The following is a 24,443-nucleotide window of genomic DNA, read 5'->3' as shown; positions in this document are numbered from 1 at the left end:
GCGGGAGGCAGGACGAAACTTTCGAACAGCTGACCGGTTTGTCCGCCGGGCCGCGCAGAACGGGTGCCTCGGCTGCACGGCTGCGGGGCCGCCGGACACCGTCGTCCAGCGTCTCCTCAGAGGCTGAGATCCGGCAGACCGGGCTGCGGCAGTGGAAACGGCATGGTCCGCGGCCGGGCCGTGCCCGCGATCGACAGTGACTGGAGTTCGGCCGACTGCCCGTCGGTCGTCCACCGCTGGATGTCTGAGCCGTCGCGGGTCTTGACGACGATGTCGGTGTCCGGGTCGGCGCTCGCAGGCGTGACGGCGAGGTCCGCGCTCCATCGCGGCAGCAACCCGCCCTGCACGGTGAGGTCGTAGCGTACGCCGTTCGCATGTGCCTGGCCCGCGTCGACGCACCGGGCGAGCGTGACGACCCCGTCGGTGGCGTGGGAGTCGAGGCACAGCCCCGGATCGGCGACGCTGCGCAACAGACCGTCGCCCTCGTACGACCACTGCTGGGTCCACGCCGACGAGCACGTCGCGAGCCTGGTGCCCGCACCGGACTTGACCGTGCCGCGGACGTCGAGGCACAGGTCCGCGGCGACGTTGCGCAGCCGGGTCTGCTGAGGGGCGGTGGGGAGTGCGGACGTGGCGGGCGGTGCCTGGGAGGAGCTGGGCGAGAGAGTCGTGCGGCCGCTGCTCGCGCTCGTGGAGGCGACCGGGTCGGCGCCACCGTCGTCGGACCACATGCCGGCGACGAGGAACGTCGCGAGGACGGCCACCGTGGCGATACCGACGCCGGTCACAAGCGCCCTGGGATTCAGCTCCCCCACCGGAATGCGACGGCCCGGGGCTGGGATCCCGGACAGCAGCCGGTGCCGTCCACCGCCCCCCGCGCGTCTGCGGCCGGAACCGGATCCACCCCCGGTGCGAGCGGCGTACGGGGCGCGGCCCGGCCGGGAGTCAAGATAGCGCCGCGCACCCCAGCCCAGGACGGCCTCGGCGAGCAGTCCCCCCAACCCACCCTCGAAATGACTCAGTTGCTCGGCGGCGGAACGACAGTAACGGCACTCCAGGAGATGCTGTTGTACGTCCGGGAGCAAGGCGCCGCCGCGACGAATGGGGACATCGAGGAGCCGGTTGTGGAAGCGGCATTCGTCGGTCGGCGCGAGTTCCCGGTGGGAGCGCACACATGCTGCCCGGAATTGCTCGCGCGCCTGTTCCAGCGCGGCCGCCGCGCTGTCCGAGTCCATGCCGAGCAGAACGGCCGGGACGGATATGTGCTCGGCCTCGACCTCCGTGTGCCACAGCAGACACCGGGCGAGTCCGGGCAGTGAGTGGAAAGAGCTCTCGGCGAGACCGCGGTTTTCGCGTGTCAGAGACTTAGCGTTGCGCATACCGCGGCCCACCGCGGGTTTCCTGAGCTCCGGCACGACCCCGGATATCCGGTCCTCCGCGGACCACTCCCTGACCGTGTCCCGTACCGCCACGAGAAGTTGGGGCCGCAGCGCCGCGGCGGATCCGGAGCGCTGGAGGTGGCCGAGTGTCCGGTGGAAGGCGGTGGCGGTGACCATCGAGGCGATGTCCGCCGTCGAGGCGAGGCAGATGACCGCGTAGTCGTGCGCCGCCTGCCAGTGGCGCGCCATCAGCAGCGCGACGGGCTGGGTGACCTCGCCCACGGGACGGCCTCTGAGCCGGGTCGCCAGGATCTCGTCGGACTCCCCGGGTGCCATGCCGGGACGGGGAGGGTAGGGCGGACGCGGGGGGTGGGGGGTGTGCACTGAGCGGTTTCCTTCCAAGGCGCAAGGCGGCACACGGAGTTCTGGTCGCCGAAAGGAGCCGGATTGGTGCGGACCTTCTTGGCGCAGCGCGGGAAAAGACCACGGGCCAAGGCTGCACGGCGGCCGTCGGAGGATGAGCCTTTTGAGCTCGCCGACGACCCGGAATAACGAGCAGCGATTCGGACCCGGCCATTGCCATGCGCAGGAAGGTCACCCTTGCACACGTCACTGACGGCCAACAAGGCACTTGAACAACATCGGCACCAAGGTGAAATGTGGTCAGGCCGACGGGTCAACTGTGCGCATTCGTACCGGCTTTCGAAATTCCAAGCGCCCCGTGTGAACCACGCGCTCCCGTCGGCACCCCACGCACGCTCCCGGCGCGCGGTACTTCGTAGTCCACTGGGAACCGGCCCTTCCTGGGGCCCCGCGCGGGACGGCGGCTCTTCCGCGCGAAACGGGCCGCCGACCCCGATCCTCCCGCCCTCGGTCGGCGGCCCCGGGGGCCGGCCGAGCGGCTCCCGGCGCTACGGATGCGTGATGTCTGCCAGGACCTCAGCCGCTCCACGGCGCCGTGGACATCGGTCCTGCAGGAGATCAGATCGGGCGAGGTCCACCAGGGCGCCGCACGGCGGATCGATACCGACGCCGCTGACCAACATGTACGGCGGTGCCGTCCGTGGCGGCCTCGGCCAGGCGTCCAGGTCGCGGCGGAAAGCGTCGTGCGCGGCGTACATCACGGTGAAGTCGATCGTCACGAGGTGATCTCCTGTCACTCGGAACTCACGAGGCCGCGTCCTCCCGTGCGGGCTCATTCACGGGCAGGGCGTGGAGGTTGACGGACGGCCCCCGGTGGCGGCGAACGGACTCGCGCCCAAGAGGGGCGTCCGCCGCCGATGGCGTGACGTGGTGAGACGTACGTCACTTTTCTCCGCCTCATGTCACATTCGGACCGGCTCCCGGGCTCGCAGTAGTGAGCGCACCCAGGGAGGCACAGGCATGCCCGAAAGGACCGACATCGCGGCCGACGACGGGACCGGCACCGCGACCCAGGTGTTCGTCGACCACCGCGAGCTGCTCTTCGCGATCGTCTACAACATGCTCGGCAGCGTCGCCGACACCGAGGACGTCCTGCAGGACACCTGGCTGTCGTGGACGGGCCGGACGGGCCGCGGCGGCGGCGACGGGATCGGCAACCCGCGCGCCTATCTCGTGCGCATCGCGGTCAACCACGCGCTCGCCCGGCGCGCCGCCATCATCCGCCGCCGGGAAACCTATGTGGGCCCCTGGCTCCCCGAGCCACTGGTCGACCAGGCGGCTCCCGACGACTCGGCCGAGCGCGCGCTGCGCACCGAGTCGGTGTCCCTGGCGATGCTCGTCGTGCTGGAGTCGCTGACCCCTCTGGAGCGCGCGGTGTTCGTCCTCAACGAGGTGTTCGGATACGCCCACACGGAGATAGCGGAGGTACTGGACCGCAGCCCCGCGGCCGTACGGCAGCTCGCCCACCGCGCCCGCGCGCACGTCCACGCCCGCCGCCCGCTCTATCGCGCTCATCCACGTGTGCGGCAGGAGGCGACCGAGCGGTTCGTCCGGGCCGCTCTGGGCGGGGACATCGCCGCGCTGATGGAGATTCTCGCACCGGACGTGACGGTGTGGACGGACGGCGGCGGGAAGGCCGCGGCAGGACTGCGGCCGGTACGTGGCCGCGACAAGGCGGCACGCCTGCTGGCCGGTTACGCCACCCGGCGCGGCGCTGACTTCGACGTCCGCTACCGGCGGGTCAACGGAGACGACTCCGCGGTGGTGTTCGAGGGCGAGTCGCCGTACGCGGTCATGGTCATGGATCTGACGCCGGAGGGCGACCGGGTGTCGGACGTCTACATTGTCACCAACCCCGACAAGCTCGCGTACGTACCTCGGTACGAGCGGGCCGGGGCGGAGGAGGAGCGGGCATGACGACGACCGGGAAACGGCTCGAGAAGGCTTCCTCCGGGCAGCGCGTCGCCGACTGGTTCGACGGCCGGCTCGGCATCCAGACCCTGGGCCGGCAGTACCTCCGCAAGGTCTTCCCCGACCACTGGTCGTTCCTGCTCGGCGAGGTGTGCCTCTACAGCTTCGTCGTACTGGTGCTGACCGGCATCTACCTCACGCTTTTCTTTCACCCGTCGATGACCGAGGTGACGTACCACGGCAGTTATGTGCCGCTGAACGGCATCCGGATGTCCGAGGCCTACGCCTCGACGCTGCACATCAGCTTCGACGTGCGCGGTGGCCTGCTGATCCGGCAGATTCACCACTGGGCCGCGCTGATCTTCGTCGCGGCGATGCTGACACACATGATGCGGCACTTCTTCACGGGCTCGTTCCGCAAGCCGCGCGAGCTGAACTGGCTGTTCGGCTGGCTGCTGCTCGTCCTCGGCATCTTCGAGGGTTTGTTCGGCTACTCGCTGCCGGACGACCTGCTGTCGGGCACGGGCCTGCGATTCGTGAACGGCGCGCTGCTGTCGGTGCCGATCGTGGGCACGTATCTGTCGATGTTCCTGTTCGGCGGGCAGTACCCGGGCCATGAGATCGTGTCCCGCTTCTACTCCCTGCATGTGCTGCTGATCCCGGGGATCATGGCGGCGCTCGTCGTCACCCACGTCCTGCTGGTCGTGTACCACAAACACACGCAGTTCGCGGGTCCGGGAAAGACCGAGCGCAACGTCGTGGGCGCTCCGTTCTTCACGGTGTACCTGGCGAAGGCGGGCGGTTTCTTCTTCGTGGTCTTCGGGGTGATCGCGCTCGTCGCCGCGGTGGCGTCGATCAATCCGGTCTGGACGTACGGGCCCTATCGCGCCGACCAGGTGTCGACGAACGCCCAGCCGGACTGGTACCTGGGCTTCGCGGAGGGACTGGTGCGCGTCATGCCGGGCTGGGAGATCAGCCTGTGGGGGCACACGCTGGTCCTCGGCGTGCTGATCCCGGTGGTCGTCTTCCCGCTCCTCCTGGTCCTCATCGGTGTCTACCCGTTCGTGGAGGCGTGGATCACCAAAGACCGCCGTGAGCACCATCTGCTGGACCGCCCCCGCAACCGGCCGGTCCGAACGGCGCTCGGCGCGGCGTGGCTCAGCGTCTATCTCATCGCGCTGGCGGGCGGCGGCAACGACGTCGTGGCCACGTGCCTGCATCTGTCGATCAACGCGGTGACGTGGACCATCAGGTTCGCCCTGCTGCTGGTCCCGGTCGCGGTCTTCGTCGTGACCCGGCGCATCTGTCTCGGGCTCCAGCTCAGGGACCGCGAGTTGGTGGAGCACGGCCGCGAGACGGGGATCGTCCAGCGGCTTCCGCACGGCGAGTACGTCGAGGTGCGGCAGCCGCTCTCACCCGCCCGGCGGTACACGCTGACCGCGCACCGGCGGGAGTTGCCGTCAGCCGAAGGGGACCTCCAGCCGGCTGATGCGGACCGCGCCGTCGGCTCCGCCCGGGTGGGCGCTGGTCAGGAGGAGACGGAGCCGTGAGCCGCGCACCGCGTCGAAGGTGATCACGGTCGGTGTGTCGGAAGCCGTGGCCCAATCCACCGCGGCACCCGTCACGGGGACGTACCGGTGGCTGTCCCAGACCGAGACGTCGACCGTGGCGGGCAGCGTGTGGGTGGCGTCCACCGTGAAGGAGACCTCGACGCGGTCGAAGGTCCGCGCGCGCCCCCAGTCGAGCGAGACCCAGTCCTTGGGCCGGGCGCCGCTGAAGGCGGGCAGCAGGGCGGTGGCCGACTTGTAGAAGGCGTTGGACCAGCCGGTGGCCGGGTCGCCGTCGAGCATGGCGGCGGGCAGGGTGTCGGGACGGCCGGAATAGCTGGCGTCGGCGAAGGGATAGGCGGGGGCCGCCGGGTGGTCGGGCTGGAACACGGCCGCCGCAGTGGTCGCCCTCGACGGCGCGCTGGTGGTGCGTACGGTCGCGGTGCCTGTGCGCAGCCCGTCCGCGCGAGCCGTCACCTTGAGGTTTCCCACCCCGGTACCGGACCGCACGATCGCAAGGGCTTTTCCGTTGAAGGCGGTTCGGGTACTGGCCTGGTAGCGTTCGGCGCTCTCCTCCCGTCCGTTGTCGAGCCCCGCCAGGGAGCCGCCCCTCACGTCGAAGGTGATCAGGTGCTCGGCGTCGGGCACCACGACCCCGTGGGCGTCGACCACCTCGGCGGTCACGAAGACGAGCGAACGGCCGTCGGCGGCAAGGGACGGGCGGTCGGTCGTGAGGCGGAGGGTGTGCGCTGTGCCGGCGGTACGCAGGACGTCAGTGGCGACGACCTTGCCGTCCCGGCGTGCCACGGCCTTCAACTCGCCCGGCTCGTACGGCACTTTCCAGGTGAGGTGAAGCTTGCCCGCGCTGCCGTTGGGGCTCGTGTAGCTACCGGGATGGGGGCCGTCGGTGAAGGTCTTGTCGTCGCCGGTCGCCTCGGTGGTCTCCAGGTATGTGCGCCCGTCCGAGGTCGTCTTGGCGTCGAACCTCCGCGTCCCGAGGGACGTGCCGTTGAGGAACAGCTCGACGGTGGCGACGTTCGCGTAGGCCCAGACCTCGACCGTGTCGCCCTCCTCGTGGTTCCAGCTCATCGGCACCAGATGGACCATGGGCTCGGTCGTCCACTGGCTCCGGAAGAGGTGGTACATGTCCTTGGGGAATCCGGCCGTGTCGACCGCGCCGAAGAAGGACGCCTTCACCGGGAAGACGTCGTACGGCGTGGGCTCCCCGATGTAGTCGATGCCCGACCACAGGAACTGACCGGCGAACCACTTCCGGTCCCGGTCCTTCTTGTGCCCGTACTCGCCACTCATCGTCCACGAGGCGAGGTTGTTGTCGTAGGAGGAGGTCGCGCGCCTGCCGGGCGTGTGGTTCTCACCGGTGTTGAGGTGCTCGGGCTCCTGGTAGGTGGCACGGGTCGAGGTCTCGGACGACGACTCCGACTCGAAGAGGAAGAGGTGCGGATAGGCGGCGTGCAGGGCGTCCACGGACTTGGCGGTGTTGTAGTTCAGGCCGAGTCCGTCGAGCTTCGTGAGCATGAGGTCGGCCGCCGAGCCCTTGGCCGGGACGCGGCGGTATTTGTCCGAGCCGATGACGAGCGGGCGTGTGTCGTCGGCGGCCTTGATGGCGGCGATGATCCGGTCGGCCATGGCGAGCCCGGCGGTTGAGGTGGAGTCGGGGATCTCGTTGCCGATGGACCACAGCACGACGGCTGGGGAGTTGCGGGCCGCGAGCACCATCTCGGTGGTGTCCTTCTCGCACCAGTCGTCGAAGAACCGGTGGTAGTCGTAGGTCGTCTTGCCGGTGTGCCAGCAGTCGAACGCCTCCACCATCATCACGATGCCCAACTCCTCGCAGACCTGGATCATCTGCGGCGAGGGCGGGTTGTGGGAGGTGCGGAAGGCGTTGACGCCCATCGACTTCATGATGGTCATCTGCCGGCGTACGGCGTCGATGCTGATCGCGGCGCCGAGGGCGCCCTGGTCGTGGTGGAGGTCGACACCCTTGATCTTGGCGTGGGTGCCGTTGAGGTGGAAACCCTCGTCCGGATCGAAGCGGTAGGAGCGGATGCCGAAGGTCGTGCGGTACGTGTCGGCGCTCACGCCGCCGACGCGCAGTTCGGTTTCCAGGGTGTAGCGGTGGGGAGTCGCGAAGTCCCACAACCGGGGCTCGGGGACGGTGAGTTCGTGGGTTTCCGACTTCGTGTCCGTGACGGTGACCGTGGAGGACGTACGGGCGACGGTACGGCCGTCGGAGTCCGTGATCCGCGATCTGACCTCCACGTCCGCCGCGCCACCCGACTGGTTGACCACGGAGGTCCGCACCCGTACGACGGCACGCGCCTCGGTGATGTCCGGGGTCGTGACGTACGTTCCCCAGCGTGCGACGTGCACGGGCTCGGTGACCACGAGGCGGGCCTCGCGGTAGATGCCGCTGCCCGAGTACCAGCGGCTGCTGGGGAGCTGGTTCTGGACCTTGACCGCGATGACGTTCTCGGTGGTGCCGTCGGTGTGCAGCAGGTCGGTGAGGTCGAAGGCGAAGCCCGTGTATCCGTAGGGGTGCCGGCCGATCTCCGTACCGTTGCAGTAGACGTAGGAGTCCATGTAGACGCCGTCGAACTCCGCCGAGATCCGTTTGCCGGCGAAACCTGGCGGCAGGGTGAACGAGAGGCGGTACCAGCCGAGGCCACCGGGGAAGAAGCCGGTGCCGCTCGTGGTGCCGTGCTCCGTGGTGGGGGTCTGCTCGATGCTCCAGTCGTGCGGGACGGCGACCTCGCGCCACCCCGAGTCGTCGTAGCCGGGAGCGGCGGCGTCGGCGAAACCACCGGTCGGGTCGGTGATGCCGCCCGGGTTGACCAGCGCGAAGCGCCAGCCGTCGCGCAGGGCGACGGTACGGCGGCCCGGCGTGCGCGTGGCTGCTGCCACCTCGGCACCGCCGGCGCCGAGCAGCGCGCCGGCCGCCGGGGCTGCCGTACCGGCGATCAAAATCGATCTGCGAGTGACCGTCATGGCGGCTCTCCCTCATCAGGGCCCAGAAGTACTCACAACTGATCGTGAACAAACAGATTCTGACGGTGAGACACACGGCGGCGTCAAGGGTCCGTCCCTCACTTCTACGCCCGCATCACTTCCGCCCGACCGCCCCGCACATGACTCCGCCCGACACGTGCCGGTCCGTGGGTGCGGCCCCCGGTATGCGTCGTGGGCAAGACGATCCGGGCGGAGCTGAGTCTGCTGGGGGAGTGACGGCGCGGCCGATCCCCGGTCAGCAGCCGGCCATGGTCAGCGCCTGCCGCCCTGGCCGCCGCCCGTTCCCGAGCCCCTGTAACCGCCCCATCCCTCCTGGCCGTTCGGCGCGCAGAACGGGAAGGAGCAGGAGTCCCGTCCCTGCGAGGAACGGCTCGTCGACGGGGTGGACCCTGCGGTGGTGGCCGACTTCGGCGCCCTCTCGGTCACCGTCGAGGACGTGCGGGACGGCTCGGCGCTCCCGGTGGCGGAGGCCGTCGGCTCGGCCGCTGTCCCCCAGTTGACCGACTGCATCCGCAGCGAGTTCGAGGCGTCGGTGAGCCAGCGCTGGGTGTCGTCCTCCGTGCGCGGCTTGAGCACGAGTCCCGCGTCAGGCTCGGGCGAGGCGGGGGTGAGCGCGAGGTCCTGGTTCCAGCGCGGCACGACGGCGCCCTGGAGGGTGAAGTCGTAGCGGACGTTCTTCGCCGCCGGCTGTGACTCCCCCGCGCACACGGCGAGTTCGACCGAGTAGCCGAGGTGGGAGTCGAGGCACAGGTCGGGGGCGGCGACGCTGCGCAGCAGCCCTTCGGTCTCGTACGCCCACTGCTGGGTCACGGACGAGGTGCACGAGACGAGTACGGCCTCCGCGCCGACGACCGCTTTCTTCTGGTCGAGGCCGATGCACAGACCGCTGTCCTGGTTGCGCAGCCGGCCCTCGAAGGCACCCGTGGGCACGTCGGCGGCGGCGCCGACCCACGAGGGGGAGCCGGAGCCGCTCGCCGCTCCCGGGCTGGGCCGAGCGGAGGGCGTGCCCGTGGCTGTCGTGCTCTGCCCGCCCGACCGGGCCCCGGACCACACGGCCAGCGGTATGACGACGAGCGCGCTCACCGCGGCCACGGCGAGAGCGAGATGCCGACGCTGCGGCGAGCGACGGGGGGCCTTGTGCGCGGCGGAGGAGCGCGGGCCGAGAGCGGCCGAGGCGGCGTGCGTGAAACGCCGGAGTCCGTCGCCTGGGGCGTCCGGTGCCACGGGTTCGCCGGAACCGTCGCCGGGTTCCGCCACGGCGGGCGACGGGGTCTCGACGACCGGGAACTCCTGGCGCGCTTCGGACGGGTCGACCAGCGGCTCCCCTCCGACGGGCCGGGGCGCGGGCGTCGCCAGTGCCTCGGCCGCCTCGCTCTGCTTGCTCTTCGTGTCGAGGTACGCCTGGGCTGCCCAGCCGAGCACTCCCTCGGCGAGCAGGAGCGGAAGTCGGCTGTGGAAACCGTCCAGTTGCTCGGCGGCGTTGTGGCAGTGCGCGCAGCCGTCCATGTAGAGGCGCAGATCAGGATCGAGAACGTTGTCGTCCCGGCGCAGGGAGACGTCCAGGAGGCGCGCGTAGCGGCGGCACTCCTCATCGGGGGCGGACTCGCGGTGGACGTCCAGACAGATCTCGCGCAGCAGTCCGCGCGCCCGCTCCAGCTTCACTGCGGCATCGGCGGTGTCGATCCCCAACAGGGCGGCAGGCGCTGCGAGTTCCTCGCGCTCGACCTCCAAGTGCCACAGCAGACAGCGGGCCGGTTCGCGGAGCCGCTGGAAGGCGCGGGACAGGAGCCGCCGGTTCTCGGGAGGCAGCAGCCGCGCAGCGGCGCGCTCGCCGCTGCCGGGGTCGGACCGCAGGGCCGGATGCAGAAGCGCGCTCCGGTGGTCGGCGTCCCACTCACCGGCCAGGCGACGAATCGTGACGAGCAATTGGGGACGCCATGCCGCCGTCGGTCCGCCCTGCCGCGCGGAATCCTCAAAAAGCCGGGTGAATGCCGCCGTCGTGAGCATTCCGGCGGGATGCGCCCCGTCCGTGCACAGCCGGGCGTAGGAGTAGGCGGCCTCCCAGTGCCGGCCGAGCAGTTCGCCGACCGGATGGTGCACGGGCCTCTTCCCGGCGGACTTCTTCAGTTCGGCGGCAAGTTCTTCGTCCGTCGCGTCATACGACGGAGCGGAGTCCGGGGAATTCTGCTGGACCCCATCTTTCGCGTCCACGGTCCTCCAAAGACCACGCAGAAGTTCTTTAGTACATACCTTTAGTGCATACCTATGGAGGCACAGCCCGACCGACAGCACGCAGGGAGTGTCCACGAGGTACCCGGTATTTCGAACGCCCGCCCGGGAGAGCTCTTCTGAAGCGGGCGGCGAACGACGACACCGGTATGCGCAGCAGTTGAAATAAAGGTCTGCGCGCCGACGGTGACACTTTTGCACAGGTCGCCGAGCCCGAACAAGAGACTTCCTCACTTTCATTTTCCTGTCGGCCGCGGGGACTTGACGAAAAGTCAGTCAAACTGGGTTCGGTGCTGAGAATTCCTGGGCCGTCCGGCTCGCTCCCCCGGAAATTCACCTCTCCGCGTCGCGCTGCCGGGACCGGTACGCGCCCGGGTGGGGTTCCGTACCGCCGGCGGAAGACACGACTGGAGTGGAACGGGCTGGAAAAACCGGAGGCGGCACCGACGCGTTCGACCGGTAGTTCGGTCACTTCCAAAAGCCGGGCGGCGCGCCCCGAGCGGGCCTCGCGCAACGCCTCCATGGGCGAGTGACCGAGTTGATCGGTGAACAGGTGCGCGAAACGGGACGGGGAGAGTGATACGCCCTCCGCCAGGGACCGTACCGTGCGGCGCACCGAGGTCCGCCGCGATCAGTGCCCCGGCGCGCCGGATCCACTCGTCGACGCCGGAGTCCGACTGCTGCGCCCGGGCGGTGGCCAGCAGCACGATCTCCTCCAGACAGCGCAGAGCCCAGTTCGTGGGCAGCGGCGCCGTGCGCGACGGCCCGACATCGCCCTCGACGGGCGCTACGGGCTCGGGCGGCGTGCCGTCGCCCGCCCAGCGGGCGTCGGCGAGCATGCGCCGGAAAGCCGTCTCGATACGATCCTGTCCGTGAACGCCGGGGCGACCTGGCCGGGATCAGGTGAAGTCGAGGATCGCCTCCGCAACCGCCCTGGGGTTCTCCAGCAGCATGGCGTGCGTGGCGTCGATCCCGGCAACGGTCACCTGGGGGCGCTCCTCGACCAGTCCGGCGAGGTCGCGCGCCAGCCCCTTGGCGTAGGCGGCCATCATCGGTTCGAACCAGTCCAGGCCGGGGACCGCGGGCACCGCCCGCTGGGCACGACCCAGGAGCAATGGCACGGTCACCCTGCGGAACAGGGCGAAGAGGTCGAGGGATTCCATGGCCGCCAGCATCTGCAGCGCCTCCTGCCGACCGGGCCGCACCTCCAGGACCCCGTCCTGCCGCTCGTGCACGGAGCGCAGGACGCCGGCCTCCAGCAGCTCGTAGGGGATGCCCAGTCGGTCGGACATCGCGCGCTGCTCGGCGAGGAGTTCCTTGAGCCCGTCCGCGGACAGCTCCCTGCCCTGGCTCGCGGCAGTCAACTCCCTCACTTTCACCAGGTGCCGGGTGACGTAGTCCCGATCGAGGCCCACGTACTGGTCCGGGCGCCCCCAGCCGAATCCGTCGAGGTTCACGGCAGCGGGGGTGACGTCCGGGTGCTCCAGGGCGTACAGCACGGCGAGCATTCCGCCGAGGGAGTGCCCGACCGGAAGGGCATCCGGGATCCCGCATGCCGCCAGCACCTGCTCGAGGTCGCCGAGCACCTCGGGCAGGCTCCAGGGGCCGGACGGCGAGCGGCCGTGGCCGCGCAGGTCCACCGCCAGCACACGGTGGCGCGCCGCGAGAAGGGGCGCGACGGCGGCCCAGTCGGCGAGCGAGCGTCCGGCGCCGTGCAGAAGCAGCAGGGGCGGCCCCTCGCCCCCGTGGTCATGAACGGCCAGCAGGATACGGTCTCCGGTCATGGGACGACACTAGAACGTCGGGGCGGGGCAGAGGGTCAACCGGGGGTGAGCAGGTTCAGGGCCCGCTCCCAGCCGAACTCCGGGCGCCGGCCGTCCACGCTCACCTCTCCGGCGTACGGATCACCGAACCGGACGCCCATCCCGCTCAGCCGTTCGAGGCTGGCACGGTAGGCGGGGTGGGTCGCCAGCGCCTCGCTGACACAGGGCAGGACGGCGATCGGGACGCCGAGCCCGTACGCCTCGCACAGGGCGCCCAGCGCGAGGGTGTCGGATATGCCGGCGGCCCACTTGTTGACCGTGTTGAAGGTGGCCGGGGCCACGACGACCGCGTCCGGGTCCGGGAAGGGCCGCGGGTCTCCCGGGGCGCGCCAGGCGGACCGGATCGGGCGGCCCGTCCGCTCCTCGACCGCGGCCGTGTCGAAGAACCGCAGTGCGAGCGGCGTGGCGATGACGCCCACCTCCCAGTCCCGCTCCTGGGCGGCCGTGATCAGTTGGCCCACGTCCTGCGCGATGCCCGCGGCGCAGACGACGACGTACAGGAAGGATTTCGAGGCGTTCTCGGTCACGCGTGCACTGTAGGGGCAGGCCTGGGACGACCTTCCGCATCGCGCGGCTGCTACCGTTGAGAACGCTGGTTCTCCAGCCGAGGACGCCCTGGGAGGAGGCCGCACATGGACCGTGAACTCGCACGTGACAGGGCGCTGGACGCCGCGGAGAAGCTGTTCTACGGCCGTGGCATACAGACCGTCGGGATGGACGACATCCGCGGTACGTCCGGGGTGTCGCTCAAGCGGTTGTACCAGCTGTTCCCCACCAAGGAACAGCTGGTGGAGGCCTATCTGGAGCGGCGCGACGCGCGCTGGCGGCAGCGGCTGGCCGCGCACGTGGACCGGCACACCGACCCCGTGGAGCGGATCACGGCGGTGTTCGACTGGCTGGGTGAGTGGTTCCGCGAGCCCGACTTCCGCGGCTGCGCCTGGATCAACTCCTACGGCGAGCTGGGCGCCACGTCGCCCCGGGTGCTGACCCAGGTGCGTGCCCACAAGCAGGCGTTCAAAGCCTACGTGGCCGGTCTGGTGGCCGACGCCGGACTGCCCGCGCCCCTCGCCGAGCAGCTGTACCTGCTGGCCGAGGGCGCCATGGTCACCGCAGGCATAGAAGCCACCGCGGAGCCCGCCGAACAGGCGGGCCACGCGGCCCGGCTCCTGCTGGGGGCCTACCGGTAGAGCGGGGCCGGCGGGCGGGAGGCCAGTTCGCTCAGCTCGGTCCGGGCCGCCGCGAGCGACGCGTCCGCCAGGGCCCGGAAGCGGGCCAGTTCACTCGACAGGCTCTCCCCCGCCGAGCGGATCGCGTTCGTGTTGCACGACTCGTTCGCCGTGCCCTTCGAGGACATCGCCGCGGTCGTGGGCCGCTCGACCGTGGCCACCAAGAAGCTCGCGAGCCGTGCCCGGCACAAGGTGCGTGGCGCCCCCGTGCTGCCGGCCAAGGAACTGGACGGGCACCGTCGGGTGGTCGAGGCATTCCTGGCGGCGGCGCGCGGCGGTGACCTCGGCGGACTGCTGGAGGTGCTGGCCCCTGATGTCGTACGACGCGCCGACGCCGTGGCGTTGCCACCGGGCGGGGCACCGGAGCTGCGCGGGGCGCGGGCTGTGGCGGAACAGACGGTGCTGCTGCGCAGGCGGGCCCGATTCGCCGAAGTGGCGCTCGTGGACGGGGCGGTGGGGGTCGTGGTGGCCCCGCGCGGGCGCCTGCGTCTGGTGCTGCGGGTCACGGTCGAGGACGGCGGGGTCACCTCGTACGAGGCGATCGCCGACCCCGTACGGCTGCGGGGGCTCGCCCTCGCCGTCCTCGATGGGTGAGGTGACGGGTTGTCACCATTGCGGTGAGCGTGCTCAGCCTCCTTTCTCGGACACGGTGATGGCGCTCACCGGGCAGGCGCGCGCGGCCTCCCGTACCAGCGGGTCGCCGCCGCCGTCCGCCTTGCCGGGCAGCACTTCGCTGTAGCCGTCGTCGTCCTGGGTGAAGACGCCGGGCGCGGTGAGGGCGCACTGGCCCGCCCCGATGCAGACGTCCTTGTCGATGGAAATGGTGATGTCGCCGGTCATGGTCGCAGCCTCCTACCAGGTCACGGGGAGTTCCAGCATCCCCTGGATCGTGTCGCCCGGCTTGAAGGGGATCTCCTCCGCGGGGGCGGCGAGCCGCAGACCGGGCAGCCGTTCGAAGAGGGTGCGCAGGGCGATCTCCAGCTCGGCCCGGGCCAGGTTCTGGCCGAGGCACTGGTGGATGCCGAACCCGAAGGCGACGTGGTGGCGGGACGGGCGGTGCCAGTCCAGGGTGTCGGGTTCGGGGAACGCGGCGGTGTCCCGGTTGATGACGGATGTGGAGAACAGGACGCCCTCGTCGGCCCGGATGGTCGTGCCGGCGATCTCGATGTCCTCGGTGGCCACCCGTACGAGCCCGTCGGCGATGGACAGGAAGCGCAGCAGCTCCTCGACCGCGGCGGACATCAGGTCCGGATCGGCGCGCAGCTCGGACAGCTGCTCGGGGTGGCGGAGCAGGGTGAAGGTACCGAGGGAGATCATGTTGGCGGTCGTCTCGTGCCCGGCGACCAGCAGGAGCGTGGCCATGGAGACCAGCTCGGCCCGCTCCAGCGCGCCGTCGCGCAGCTGCTCCTGGATCAGCTCGTCGAGCAGTCCGTCTCCCGGCTTCTCGCGCTTGCGGTCGATCAGCTCCTCGAGGTACCCGTCCAGCCGGTCCCGGGCGTCCCGGGTGTCGGCCGTGGACGGGCCGCGCAGCAGCCGGCGGGACTGCTCCTCGAAGAATTCGTGGTCGGCGTAGGGGACGCCCAGCAGTGCGCAGATCACCATGGACGGCAGGGGCAGCGCGAAGGCGCTGACCAGCTCGGCCGGCGGCCCCGCCGCCTCCATCGCCGACAGCAGCCGGTCGACCGTTTCCTGGATGCGCGGGCGCAGGGCTGTGGCCCGTTTCAGGGTGAAGCTGGGAACCAGCATGCGGCGCTGCGTGTGGTGCTCGGGGTCGTCCACGCCGAGCAGGGTGAGCCTGCGGTCACGGGCGGCGGCGAAGCGCTCGTTGGTCACCGGGAACGCGGCGCGGTGGCGGTCGGAGGAAAGTCGCGGGTCGGCGAGCAGTTCACGGGCCGTGGAGTGTCCGGTGACCACCCAGACGTCACGCCCGTCGTAAAGGGTGACCCGGGTGAGGGGCCGTCGCTCTCGCAACGGGTCGTAGGCCGTGGGCGGGTGGTAGGGGCAGGTGCGGTCCTGGGGGAACGCAACGGGTTCTGACACGGTTGTACCGGTTTTCATGATGAATGACCTCGCACGCGAAGATTCGCTCTTGCCGATCACCATTAGATGCCCGAGGCACCTACGGAGCGACCCGAAGGTCGGCCAGATCCGCCGGTTGCCGTATATGGCCGAAGCATGTCGTCGGCCGGGCGGCTCGTGCCGCTGCAACGCCGGGGACGCGTCGCGCGCGCCCGCAGTGGCCATCGTAATTCGCTTGCCTGCGCATCCGCGGCTCCCCGAGGATCCGTGCATGCCGACATGCGAAGCCCTTCTGCCGCCGACCTCCGCCGCCGCTTGCCCGGTGCGGGGCCGACAGCAGCCGTGCCGTCCGCGGAGGCTCTCGCTTCCCCGGTCGTGACGGGGGCGCTCGTCGCGGGGCTTGTCGCGGGTTACGGCATCGCCGTGCCCGTCGGAGCCGTCGCGGCCTACCTCGTCTCTCTCACCGCCCGTACGTCCCTGCGGACCGGCGCGTGCGCCGGCCTGGGCGTCGCCACGGCCGACGGGCTGTACGCCCTTGTGGCGGCCGTCGGCGGCACCGCCTTGGCCGCCGCGCTCCAGCCGGTCCTGGTCCCACTGCGCTGGGTGTCAGCCCTGGTGCTGGCCGCCCTCGCCGTGCGCGGCACGGTCGCCGCACTGCGTCAGTACCGCACCGCGGGCACCACCACCGCTGCGCGCACCGCGCCGCCCGGGCCCGCGCGGGCCTATCTCTGGCTGCTGGGCATCACGCTGCTCAACCCGACCACCGTGATCTACTTTGCCGCGCTGGTGCTCGGCAGCCGCGCCGGGGACCCGGTGCAGCCGCTGGAGCAGGGCGTGTTTGTCCTCGCGGCCTTCGCCGCGTCCGCGAGCTGGCAGCTGACGCTGGCCGGGGGCGGCGCGCTGCTCGGCCGGGCGTTGACCGGGCGGCACGGGCGGCTGGTGACGGCGTGCCTCTCCAGCGCAGTGATGGTCACACTGGCGGTGCGGATGCTGGTGCGGCCGGACTGACGCAAAGCGTCCCCCGGTATGGAGGGATCTCTGGCCGGTCCCTGTTCAGGGCGACCGGCCGGGGTGGGTTCCCGGGCGCGTGCCACGGATGAAACCGTGGGCGGCTGGTGTTGAATCCTGCAACGCCTGGTCCGGGGGCCCGCGGCACCGTGGGACCGCGGACGTGACAGCAGTTGTACGCGACGATGGGACGGATGCCATGCCTCTTGAGGGCGAGTACGAGCCGAGTCCGGCGCAGTGGGTGCGCGAGCAGGTCGAGTTGTACGAGAGTTCCGGCGGCACCAAGGGGACGACCCTCATGGACACGGGGCTGCCGGTGATCATCCTCACGACCCTGGGGGCCAAGAGCGGCAAGATCCGCAAGACTCCGCTGATGCGCGTCGAGCACGAGGGCCGGTACGCGGTGGTGGCCTCTCAGGGCGGAGCGCCCAAGCATCCCGTCTGGTACCACAACCTCACTCAGCATCCCACGGTGGAGCTCCAGGACGGGCCCGAGCGCCAGGAGATGGCGGCTCGTGAGGTGACGGGCGAGGAGAAGGCGACGTGGTGGGAGCGGGCGGTCGCGGCGTATCCGCCGTACGCCGACTACCAGAAGAAGACCGACCGTGAGATCCCCGTCTTCGTGCTGGAGCCGACCGGGAAGTGAGCGGGCCGGATCACCGGGCCGCACGGCTGTCGTCGTGCGGCCCGGTACGTGTCTACCGGGAGGCGTTCCAGCAGGCCCGAGGCCTCCACCAGGGAGCGGTACGAACGGCCCGGGGGACGGTCAGGCACGGGTCGCTGGTCGGCCCCGGCCGGGCAGCCGGATCAGCGTTTCGTCCGGTAGCCGGAGGATCTCCTCCAGGGCGCGCACCGCGCGCAGAAACTCGGGTCACTGCGGGCGGCGCGCACCCTGCTGCCAGTAGCTCAGGCGCCCGGCGTCAGGCAGGCAGCGGCTGTTCCGCCCAGATCGTCTTCCCCTCGCTGGTCTGCCGGCTGCCCCAGCGCTGGGTGAGCTGGGCGACCAGCAGCAGACCCCGGCCGCCCTCGTCGAAGGCGTGGGCCCTGCGCAGATGCGGTGAGGTGGAGCTGCCGTCGGACACCTCGCAGATCAGCGAGCGGTCACGGATCAGCCGCAACTGGATGGGCGGTCCGCCGTAACGGATCGCGTTGGTCACCAGTTCGCTGACGACCAGCTCGGTGACGAACGCGATCTCGTCCAGACCCCACTCGGCCAGCTGCTCGATGGCGTGCTGCCGGGCGGTGGCGACGTAGGCGGGATCCGGCGGGACGTCCCAGGCGGCCACCTGGTCGGCGCCCAGCGCCCGGGTGCGGGCCAGCAGCAGGGCGACGTCGTCGCCGGGCTCGTCGGACAGCACCGACTTCACGACCTTGTCGCAGAGATCGTCGAGGGAGTCGCTCGAGGTCTCCAGTGCGCGGCACAGCTCGATGGCGCCTCGGTCCAGGTCGCGGTCGCGGCCCTCGATCAGCCCGTTCGTGTACAGGGCGATCAGCGAGCCCTCCGGCAGGTCCAGTTCCGTCTCCTCGAAGGGCAGTCCACCGACGCCCAGCGGCGGTCCGGCGGACATCGGGACGAGCCGGGCACCGCCCTCGGGCTGCAGGATGGCGGGGGCCGGATGTCCCGCGGCGGCCAGGGCCAGGCGACGGGAGATGGGGTCGTAGACCGCGTACAGACAGGTCGCGCCCAGCTCGCCGACGTCCTCTCCGCCATCGCCCGCCGCCAGGTGCGCCACCAGGTCGTCCAGGTGGGTGAGGAGCTCGTCGGGCGGCAGGTCGACGTCGGCGAGGGTCCGTACGGCCGTGCGCAGCCGGCCCATGGTGGCCGAGGAGCGGATGCCGTGCCCGACCACGTCACCGACGACGAGGGCGACCCGGCTGCCGGAGAGCGGGATCACGTCGAACCAGTCGCCCCCGAAACCGGCCAGCGATCCGGACGGGAGGTAGCGGTGGGCGACGTCGAGTGCGGCCTGCTCGGCCAGCCCGCGCGGCAGGAGGCTGTGCTGCAGGGCCAGTGCGGTCGATCGCTCGCGCTCGAATCGGCGGGCGTTGTCGACGCAGACAGCCGCCCGGCTGGCCAGCTCCTCCGCGAGGACAGTGTCGTCGGCCGCGTACGGATCCGGGTTGGTGATACGGACGAACACCGCCACGCCCAACGTGGTGCCACGGGCCATCAGCGGTACCGTCACCAGGGAGTGGGCTCCCCTGCGGTACGCGGCGTCGCCGACGCCGCGGCCGTTGCGCTCCTGCACCCAGCGGTCGAAGTCGGGTTCACCGGCCCTACGCAGCACGGCCCGGCCCTCCCGCAGGGCCCGGACGGGCGGGGAATGGGGCGCGTAGGTGTCGGTGCCTCCCAGCCTGACGGCGGCCTCGGGCGTGCCCTCGGTGACCGATCGGTGGGCGATACGGCGCAGGACGACGTCGCCGCCGGCTTCCTCGGACGGTTCATCCTTGCCGAGGACCCAGTCGAGCAGGTCCACGCTTCCGAAGTCGGCGAACCGGGGAATCACCACCTCGAGCAGTTCCTCGGCCGTGCGCAACACGTCCAGCGTGGTCCCGATGGCCGTCGCGGCCTCGTTCAGCAGGATCAGGCGCTGGCGCGACCAGTACTGCTCGCTGTTGTCGACGGCTGACGCGGCGACGGCGGTCACCTCGTCAGGGACCGTGTGCACCGGCCATATGTCGATGGTCCAGGCGTGCTCCCTGCGCTGCGACGGGGTGCGGGTGTAATTCTCGTAGTGCACGGGGAACCCGGTCTCGGTGACCTGGCGAAGCTGGTGGTGGAAACGCAGGTCGGACTCGTCGCGCTCGTCCGCGGTCTCCAGGAAGTACCGTCCCACGACGCTGTCGCCATCGACCTGCAGCATCTCGCACGCCTGGTCGTTGGCCCGGAGGTAACGCTGCCCGATGTCGAACACCGACATCGGGATCGGTGCCTGCTGGAAGGCCTGGGCCACCAGGATCGCGTCCGCCGACGCGGGCGCGGTGGTGACCACGAAACCCTGCGGGGAGGCGTCCGCGCCCATCACCGGGTACGCGCTCAGGCACAGGGGCAAGGGGTGACCGTCACGGTGCCGCACCACCACTGTGCCGGTGAGGGCGGTCAGTGCCGGAGGTGGCATGTCCCCTGCCAGCAGGTCCTGCGCCGCGCGGCCCACGACCTCCTCGGGCGGGTATCCCGTCAACTGCCGGGCGCCCTCGCTCCATCCCGTCACCGTGCCCCGGGCATCGACGATCGCCGCAGCGGCGACTTGCTCCATGTCGTCCAGAATGATCCCTCGGGTGCGTTGGCTCAACCCGGCGATTCCCGGCGCCAGCGGCGGTACGAGGTGAACGTTCGACGTCGACGCGGTGTGCCAGTACGTGCCCCCCGCCCGCGTGCCGTGCCGGGGCCGAAGGGTGCGGCGGAGCCGGCGCGCGCCGCTGTCGAGGTGTGCCAGAATGAAGCGGAGGCCCCTCCGGTGGCACCGACGCACCGGAGTCCCCTCCAGGCAGCAATGCGAACTGGACGGACGACTGACACCCGTGAACTCGCTGCCTTCGAAGCCGACCCGGAAAGACGCCCTCGACAACCGGGCCCGGATCCTGACCGTCGCCCGTGAAGCGCTCGCGGCCTCGAGCACCGCCTCCCTCACCGGGATCGCGAAGAAGGCCGGTGTCGGCATCGGCACGCTCTACCGCCACTTCCCCACCCGGGAATCGCTCGTCCTGGAGCTCTACCGGCACGACATCCAGCACCTGATCGACCTCGCGCCCGCACTGCTCCAGGAACATCCGCCGCTGGTGGCTCTCCGGCTCTGGTTCGATGAGGTCGCCCGCTACGGACGGCTCAAGTACGGCGTCGCCGAGGTCATCCACGCGGCCACCGACGGTGGCCTCGACGACGAGTACTACGCTCCCTTCGTCGGCGCCATCGCCGTACTGCTCGACGCCGGGGCCGCCCAGAGATCGCTCAAGCCCGGCCTCGACCCGGAGGACGTCCTGCTGCAGCTCAGTGTTCTGTGGCACATCGATCCGGCACGTGGCGGCGAGGCACGAGCGGCACGCATCCTCGACCTCGTCGTCGACGGCCTCCGGGCCGCGCCCCCGACGTCCGGCTGACCGCCGCGGGATCCGATGGAACGCGCGGGCCTACAGGGACCCACCCCATTTCCTGGAAATCCGCGTGCATGATCCGTTCCCGACCGGGCAGCTGTCCGTCAGGCCCCGCCGTGCTCCCCCGTCGCGGCGGGGCCCTCTTCGACGCCGTTCATCCGGCGGACCGCCGCGCGGGTCGGGGCGTCCGTGATGTCGAGGAAGATCTGGTCGGCCTCCGGAACGGCGTGCATGATCGCGAACTTGATGCGCACCGCGGCCTCCTCGACCTCCTCGCTGTCCAGTCCGGGAACCAGGTCGACACGGGCGGCCACCAGGAGGGACTCGAGGCCCAGTTGCATGGCGAGCAGTTCCTCCACGCTGTCGATCTCCGGCTGCTCCGCCAGCAGCCCACGGATCGGGCGGCTCAGCTCCGGATCGGCGGCCTGGCCGATCAGTTGATCGCGGGCGTCGCGACCGAGGCGACAGGCGACGTACACGAGGAGCGCGCCGATCGCGAGCGAGGCGGACGCCTCCCACACCACGTTCCCGGTGACCATGTGCAGCACCATGCCGACGATCGCGAGGAGCACGCCGAGGACCGCCGTGCTGTCCTCCGCGACGACCGTGCGCAGCGCCGGATCCCGCAGCCCCTGCCCGGCCGTGGCGTGGTGCCGGTGCACCTGATGGAGGGCGCGCAGCAAGGACACGCCCTCTGACGCCAGGGCCACCCCGAGCACGGCGAGCCCGGCCACATAGCCCTCGTACGACTCCTTCGCGCCACCCTTCAGCGCCTCGAAGCCCTGGAAGAAGGAGAAACAGCCGCCCATCACGAAGATCCCGACGGCCGCGAGCAGCGACCAGAAGAACCGTTCCTTGCCGTAGCCGAAGGGATGGCGCCGGTCGGCCGGGCGGCGGCTTCGGCGCAGGGCGGCCAGCAGGAAGATCTCGTTCATGCTGTCGGCGACGGAGTGCGCCGCTTCCGACAGCAGCGCGGGCGAGCTCGCAAGGAGGCCGCCCACGGCCTTGGCGACGGCGATCAGCAGATTCGCGCCGAGCGCCACGAGGACCGTCACATGCGTCTTGCGGTCCGCGGACCGGCGGCGCCGTGGCGGCCCGGATCCCGGCGCATCGCCGCGCGTAGGCTCGGCCACCGCCGACGCCGTGCCGCCCACCCTTTCCGCGTTCGAGGATGTCCCACTCACCTCCGCCGACTGCCCCCGTCCGCGCGTCTCACACGGTGTGCGGGCGGAAAACGGGGAACCCGACCGGCGTGCGGGTGAACGCCTGCGTGAGGAGGAGTCGCATGGCCGACGGCAACAGCGCGTACGGGAAGAAGGCGTTCAAGCGCTCCAAGAGCCACTTCGCCGACCGCATCACGGCGGACGGACGCGACGGCTGGCCGGTGGCGGCCGGCCGCTACCGGCTGGTGGTCAGCCGGGCCTGCCCCTGGGCGAGCCGGGCCGTGATCGCGCGGCGGCTGCTCGGCCTGGAGGACGCGCTGTCCCTGGCCGTCGTGGATCCGATCCAGGACGACCGCAGTTGGCGCTTCACGCTCGACCCCGACGGCCGCGATCCCGTCCTCGGCATCCGTTTCCTCAGCGAGGCCTACGAGGCCCGGGAGAGCGGCTACCCCGGGGGCGTCAGCGTACCGGCGATCGTGGACGTGCCCACGGGCCGGCTGGTCACCAACGACTTCCAGCAGATCACCCTCGACCTGGCCACTGAGTGGACGGCCCTGCACCGGAAGGGGGCGCCCGACCTCTACCCGGAGCAGGAGCGGGACGAGATCGACGACGTGATGCGGGGCGTGTACGAGGACGTGAACAACGGGGTGTACCGGGCGGGTTTCGCCACGCACCAGAAGGAGTACGACGAGGCGTGCACCGCTGTGTTCCGCCGGCTGGAGTGGCTGTCGGAGCGCCTGACCGGGCGGCGCTACCTCGTCGGCGACACCATCACCGAGGCGGACATCCGTCTGTTCACCACACTTGTGCGTTTCGACGCCGTCTATCACGGCCACTTCAAGTGCAACCGCCGGAAGCTGGCGGAGGACCCGGTGCTGTGGGCCTACGCCCGAGACCTCTACCAGACGCCCGGTTTCGGTGACACCGTCGACTTCGACCACATCAAGCGGCACTACTACCGGGTCCACACGGGCATCAATCCGACCGGCATCGTGCCGCTCGGCCCTGACCTCGCCGGCTGGCTAGCGCCGCACGGCCGGGAGCAGTTGGGCGGCCACCCGTTCGGGGACGGCACCCCGCCGGAACCGGTGCGTGCGGCCGAGGAGGTCGCGGTCGGTGGACGGCCCTGAGACACCGGTGCGGCAGCAGAGGACCACAGGCAGCAGAGGAGACGCACGTGGCGAAGGAAAAGCAGGGCAGGAAGGCGAAGCTTCCGCTCGTCTACCGGCCCGTCGGATTCGCCCTGGGCTGGGCGAGCGGGGCACTGGCGGGACTTGCCTTCCGCAAGACCTGGAAGGCGATACGCCACGAGGACGACGCGCCCGACGCCCTGGACAAGAACCGCGGCTGGGTCGAGGTGCTGCTCGCCGCGGCGCTCCAGGGTGCCCTTTTCGCCGTCGCCCGCAGCGCGGCGGACCGCACGGGGGCGAAGGCGATCGAGCGGTCGACGGGGGTGTGGCCGGCCGCAGGGAAGGGCGGCCGGGACTAAAGGCTTCTCCGCGAACGAGCCCGGCCCCGCCCATACGGCTACGCCGCCGCACACCAACACCCACCGGCTCTGCCGCACACCCGTGCGCGCCGCCCAGGGCCCGACTGACCCTTCACGACGGTCGGACAGGCCCTCGGACTTCAGCCCTGCTTCGGCGCAACGGCCCTTGTGAAGCGAAGGGTGAAGGAGTGTCCGGCGGGATCGGCGTAACCGCGTTCCTCGAACGGCCCCGCCGCGTCCTTGGCCTCCAACGGGCGGCCGCCCAGGCCGACCACCTTGCGCTCGGCCTCGTCGAGGTCCTCGACGAGGAAGTCGAGGTGGGCCTGGAGGGAGTTCTCGGGGCGGGGCCAGCTCGGCGGGGTGGCGTTGACGTCCCGGCGGAACGCCATCCGCATCCCGTCGGCGCCGCGGATCTCCACCCGGTTCGCGGTCGCGTCGGTCTCCTCGGCATCGAGCAGTTCCTTGTAGAACACGGCGAGTTGCTCGGGCTCTGCGCAGTCCAGGACCACGACGCCCGTCATCACCAGTGCCATGCTTCCTCCGTACGGGATCCGGGGCGGGCGCTGCCCCGCCCGCATACGTTCCCCGGGTATCCCGCTCCCCCGGATTCAGTCGGCCACCGCCCACTCGCCGTCGCGCATCAGGTCGCGTCCGGACAGCTCGTTGGCCTCCCGCCACGCCTGGACACGGCGCGGGGTGATCCGGAAGTACAGGTAGGCGGTGGTGAGTTGACGCGGGTCGAAGCCGGTCTTCACCGCGAAGGCGTCGCCGACCTCCTGCGGCAGCACAGCGGGGTCCAGCGCCTCGACGCCGCCCTCGATCAGGACGACATCCCGGGTCGGTCCGATACCCAGGCGCACGGTGCCGGTCTCACGCAGATTGCGTCCGGTGGGGCTCGCGGCAGGGGTGGCGACCAGCAGCGTGGTGCCGTCCCAGAGGTAGGAGAGGGGGACGAGGTACGGGCTTCCTCCGGCGGCGTCCGCGGTGGCGATCCAGGCGTCGACGTCGTGCTCCAACCGGTGCAGGGTGTCCTGCTTGCGCTGCTTGGCGGTGCGGGCGGGCGGGGTCATCTCGGTGCGGCCTCCTCATGGCGTTCGGTACGGG

20 protein-coding genes and 4 pseudogenes are annotated in these 24,443 nt (G+C 70.8%); 9 read left to right on the top strand and 15 right to left on the bottom strand.

The features are described 5' to 3' along the window. Positions 1–116: 116 nt before the first annotated feature. Positions 117–1,715: an RICIN domain-containing protein gene (locus tag ACZ3TS_RS28530; RefSeq protein WP_467623425.1), complete on the bottom strand. Its 1,599-nt coding sequence runs from the start codon at positions 1,713–1,715 to the stop codon at positions 117–119. A 592-nt stretch (positions 1,716–2,307) separates the two neighbouring features. After that, positions 2,308–2,440 (bottom strand): annotated as a pseudogene (locus ACZ3TS_RS28525) (toxin Doc); the annotation flags it as partial. Positions 2,441–2,762: 322 nt separating this feature from the next. Between ACZ3TS_RS28525 and sigJ the strand changes: the two are divergent. Together sigJ and qcrB are read left to right on the top strand one after the other, a co-directional pair. After that, complete coding sequence (gene sigJ / locus ACZ3TS_RS28520) at positions 2,763–3,719, top strand: RNA polymerase sigma factor SigJ (RefSeq protein ID WP_467623422.1); 957 nt, start codon at positions 2,763–2,765, stop codon at positions 3,717–3,719. Beyond that, positions 3,716–5,263 (top strand): cytochrome bc1 complex cytochrome b subunit, encoded by a 1,548-nt coding sequence (gene qcrB, locus ACZ3TS_RS28515; protein WP_467623419.1) that lies wholly within the window; start codon positions 3,716–3,718, stop codon positions 5,261–5,263. Before sigJ ends, qcrB begins: the two co-directional genes overlap by 4 nt. Here qcrB and ACZ3TS_RS28510 read toward each other — a convergent pair. From ACZ3TS_RS28510 to ACZ3TS_RS28490, 5 genes and pseudogenes are all read right to left on the bottom strand, one after another. Next, entirely contained in the window at positions 5,174–8,266 is a 3,093-nt protein-coding gene (locus ACZ3TS_RS28510) for a glycoside hydrolase family 2 TIM barrel-domain containing protein (RefSeq protein ID WP_467623416.1), read from the bottom strand. The two genes, qcrB and ACZ3TS_RS28510, sit on opposite strands and share 90 nt — an antisense overlap. A 273-nt stretch (positions 8,267–8,539) precedes the next feature. Continuing rightward, positions 8,540–10,498, bottom strand: coding sequence for a ricin-type beta-trefoil lectin domain protein (locus ACZ3TS_RS28505; RefSeq protein WP_467623413.1), 1,959 nt, complete (start codon positions 10,496–10,498; stop codon positions 8,540–8,542). Between the two features lie 351 nt (positions 10,499–10,849). After that, positions 10,850–11,385: pseudogene (locus ACZ3TS_RS28500) on the bottom strand (helix-turn-helix domain-containing protein); the annotation flags it as partial. A gap of 30 nt (positions 11,386–11,415) precedes the next feature. Next, the gene (locus tag ACZ3TS_RS28495) at positions 11,416–12,300 is read right to left on the bottom strand and encodes an alpha/beta fold hydrolase (RefSeq protein ID WP_467623410.1); all 885 of its coding nucleotides are present in this window, start codon (positions 12,298–12,300) and stop codon (positions 11,416–11,418) included. 35 nt (positions 12,301–12,335) lie between these two features. Continuing rightward, the gene (locus tag ACZ3TS_RS28490; protein WP_467623407.1) at positions 12,336–12,866 is read right to left on the bottom strand and encodes a flavoprotein; all 531 of its coding nucleotides are present in this window, start codon (positions 12,864–12,866) and stop codon (positions 12,336–12,338) included. Between the two features lie 105 nt (positions 12,867–12,971). Between ACZ3TS_RS28490 and ACZ3TS_RS28485 the strand changes: the two genes are divergently transcribed. Next, the gene (locus ACZ3TS_RS28485) at positions 12,972–13,526 is read left to right on the top strand and encodes a TetR/AcrR family transcriptional regulator (protein WP_467623404.1); all 555 of its coding nucleotides are present in this window, start codon (positions 12,972–12,974) and stop codon (positions 13,524–13,526) included. Here ACZ3TS_RS28485 and ACZ3TS_RS28480 read toward each other — a convergent pair. Continuing rightward, positions 13,517–13,693 carry a hypothetical protein gene (locus ACZ3TS_RS28480; RefSeq protein WP_467623401.1) on the bottom strand — a complete coding sequence of 59 codons (177 nt, stop codon included), beginning with the start codon at positions 13,691–13,693 and terminating at the stop codon, positions 13,517–13,519. The two genes, ACZ3TS_RS28485 and ACZ3TS_RS28480, sit on opposite strands and share 10 nt — an antisense overlap. Here ACZ3TS_RS28480 and ACZ3TS_RS28475 point away from each other — a divergent pair. Beyond that, positions 13,620–14,159: pseudogene (locus tag ACZ3TS_RS28475) on the top strand (sigma factor-like helix-turn-helix DNA-binding protein); the annotation flags it as partial. The gene ACZ3TS_RS28480 and the pseudogene ACZ3TS_RS28475 sit on opposite strands and share 74 nt — an antisense overlap. A 33-nt stretch (positions 14,160–14,192) precedes the next feature. On the opposite strand, the gene ACZ3TS_RS28470 reads toward ACZ3TS_RS28475, so the two are convergent. Together ACZ3TS_RS28470 and ACZ3TS_RS28465 are read right to left on the bottom strand one after the other, a co-directional pair. After that, positions 14,193–14,405: a ferredoxin gene (locus ACZ3TS_RS28470; protein ID WP_467623399.1), complete on the bottom strand. Its 213-nt coding sequence runs from the start codon at positions 14,403–14,405 to the stop codon at positions 14,193–14,195. Positions 14,406–14,417: 12 nt separating this feature from the next. Further along, a complete protein-coding gene (locus ACZ3TS_RS28465) occupies positions 14,418–15,623 on the bottom strand; it encodes a cytochrome P450 (protein WP_467623396.1) in 1,206 nt (401 codons plus the stop codon). Between the two features lie 336 nt (positions 15,624–15,959). Here ACZ3TS_RS28465 and ACZ3TS_RS28460 point away from each other — a divergent pair, with 336 nt between their 5' ends. Both ACZ3TS_RS28460 and ACZ3TS_RS28455 read left to right on the top strand, forming a co-directional pair. Further along, positions 15,960–16,592 (top strand): LysE/ArgO family amino acid transporter, encoded by a 633-nt coding sequence (locus ACZ3TS_RS28460; protein WP_467623493.1) that lies wholly within the window; start codon positions 15,960–15,962, stop codon positions 16,590–16,592. A gap of 199 nt (positions 16,593–16,791) precedes the next feature. Then, a complete protein-coding gene (locus ACZ3TS_RS28455; RefSeq protein WP_467623393.1) occupies positions 16,792–17,238 on the top strand; it encodes a nitroreductase family deazaflavin-dependent oxidoreductase in 447 nt (148 codons plus the stop codon). Positions 17,239–17,297: 59 nt separating this feature from the next. Here ACZ3TS_RS28455 and ACZ3TS_RS28450 read toward each other — a convergent pair. Further along, positions 17,298–17,502 (bottom strand): annotated as a pseudogene (locus tag ACZ3TS_RS28450) (hypothetical protein); the annotation flags it as partial. Positions 17,503–17,512: 10 nt separating this feature from the next. Then, entirely contained in the window at positions 17,513–19,849 is a 2,337-nt protein-coding gene (locus ACZ3TS_RS28445) for a SpoIIE family protein phosphatase (RefSeq protein ID WP_467623390.1), read from the bottom strand. Positions 19,850–20,114: 265 nt separating this feature from the next. Here ACZ3TS_RS28445 and ACZ3TS_RS28440 point away from each other — a divergent pair, with 265 nt between their 5' ends. Then, positions 20,115–20,690: a TetR/AcrR family transcriptional regulator gene (locus ACZ3TS_RS28440; protein WP_467623387.1), complete on the top strand. Its 576-nt coding sequence runs from the start codon at positions 20,115–20,117 to the stop codon at positions 20,688–20,690. A gap of 98 nt (positions 20,691–20,788) precedes the next feature. Here ACZ3TS_RS28440 and ACZ3TS_RS28435 read toward each other — a convergent pair whose 3' ends face one another. Continuing rightward, positions 20,789–21,817, bottom strand: a complete 1,029-nt coding sequence (locus tag ACZ3TS_RS28435) for a cation diffusion facilitator family transporter (protein ID WP_467623384.1) — start codon at positions 21,815–21,817, stop codon at positions 20,789–20,791. Between the two features lie 152 nt (positions 21,818–21,969). On the opposite strand from ACZ3TS_RS28435, the gene ACZ3TS_RS28430 reads away from it, so the two are divergent. Both ACZ3TS_RS28430 and ACZ3TS_RS28425 read left to right on the top strand, forming a co-directional pair. Next, positions 21,970–22,980, top strand: a complete 1,011-nt coding sequence (locus tag ACZ3TS_RS28430) for a glutathione S-transferase family protein (protein WP_467623381.1) — start codon at positions 21,970–21,972, stop codon at positions 22,978–22,980. 47 nt (positions 22,981–23,027) lie between these two features. Next, complete coding sequence (locus ACZ3TS_RS28425; RefSeq protein WP_467623378.1) at positions 23,028–23,339, top strand: DUF4235 domain-containing protein; 312 nt, start codon at positions 23,028–23,030, stop codon at positions 23,337–23,339. Positions 23,340–23,479: 140 nt separating this feature from the next. On the opposite strand, the gene ACZ3TS_RS28420 is transcribed toward ACZ3TS_RS28425, so the two are convergent. Both ACZ3TS_RS28420 and ACZ3TS_RS28415 read right to left on the bottom strand, forming a co-directional pair. Then, entirely contained in the window at positions 23,480–23,872 is a 393-nt protein-coding gene (locus ACZ3TS_RS28420; protein ID WP_467623375.1) for a VOC family protein, read from the bottom strand. A gap of 75 nt (positions 23,873–23,947) precedes the next feature. Next, positions 23,948–24,409 (bottom strand): pyridoxamine 5'-phosphate oxidase family protein, encoded by a 462-nt coding sequence (locus tag ACZ3TS_RS28415; RefSeq protein WP_467623372.1) that lies wholly within the window; start codon positions 24,407–24,409, stop codon positions 23,948–23,950. Positions 24,410–24,443: the final 34 nt, after the last annotated feature.

The organism is Streptomyces sp. NPDC022910, from assembly GCF_055561075.1.
This window is presented reverse-complemented; position numbering and strand designations above follow the sequence as displayed.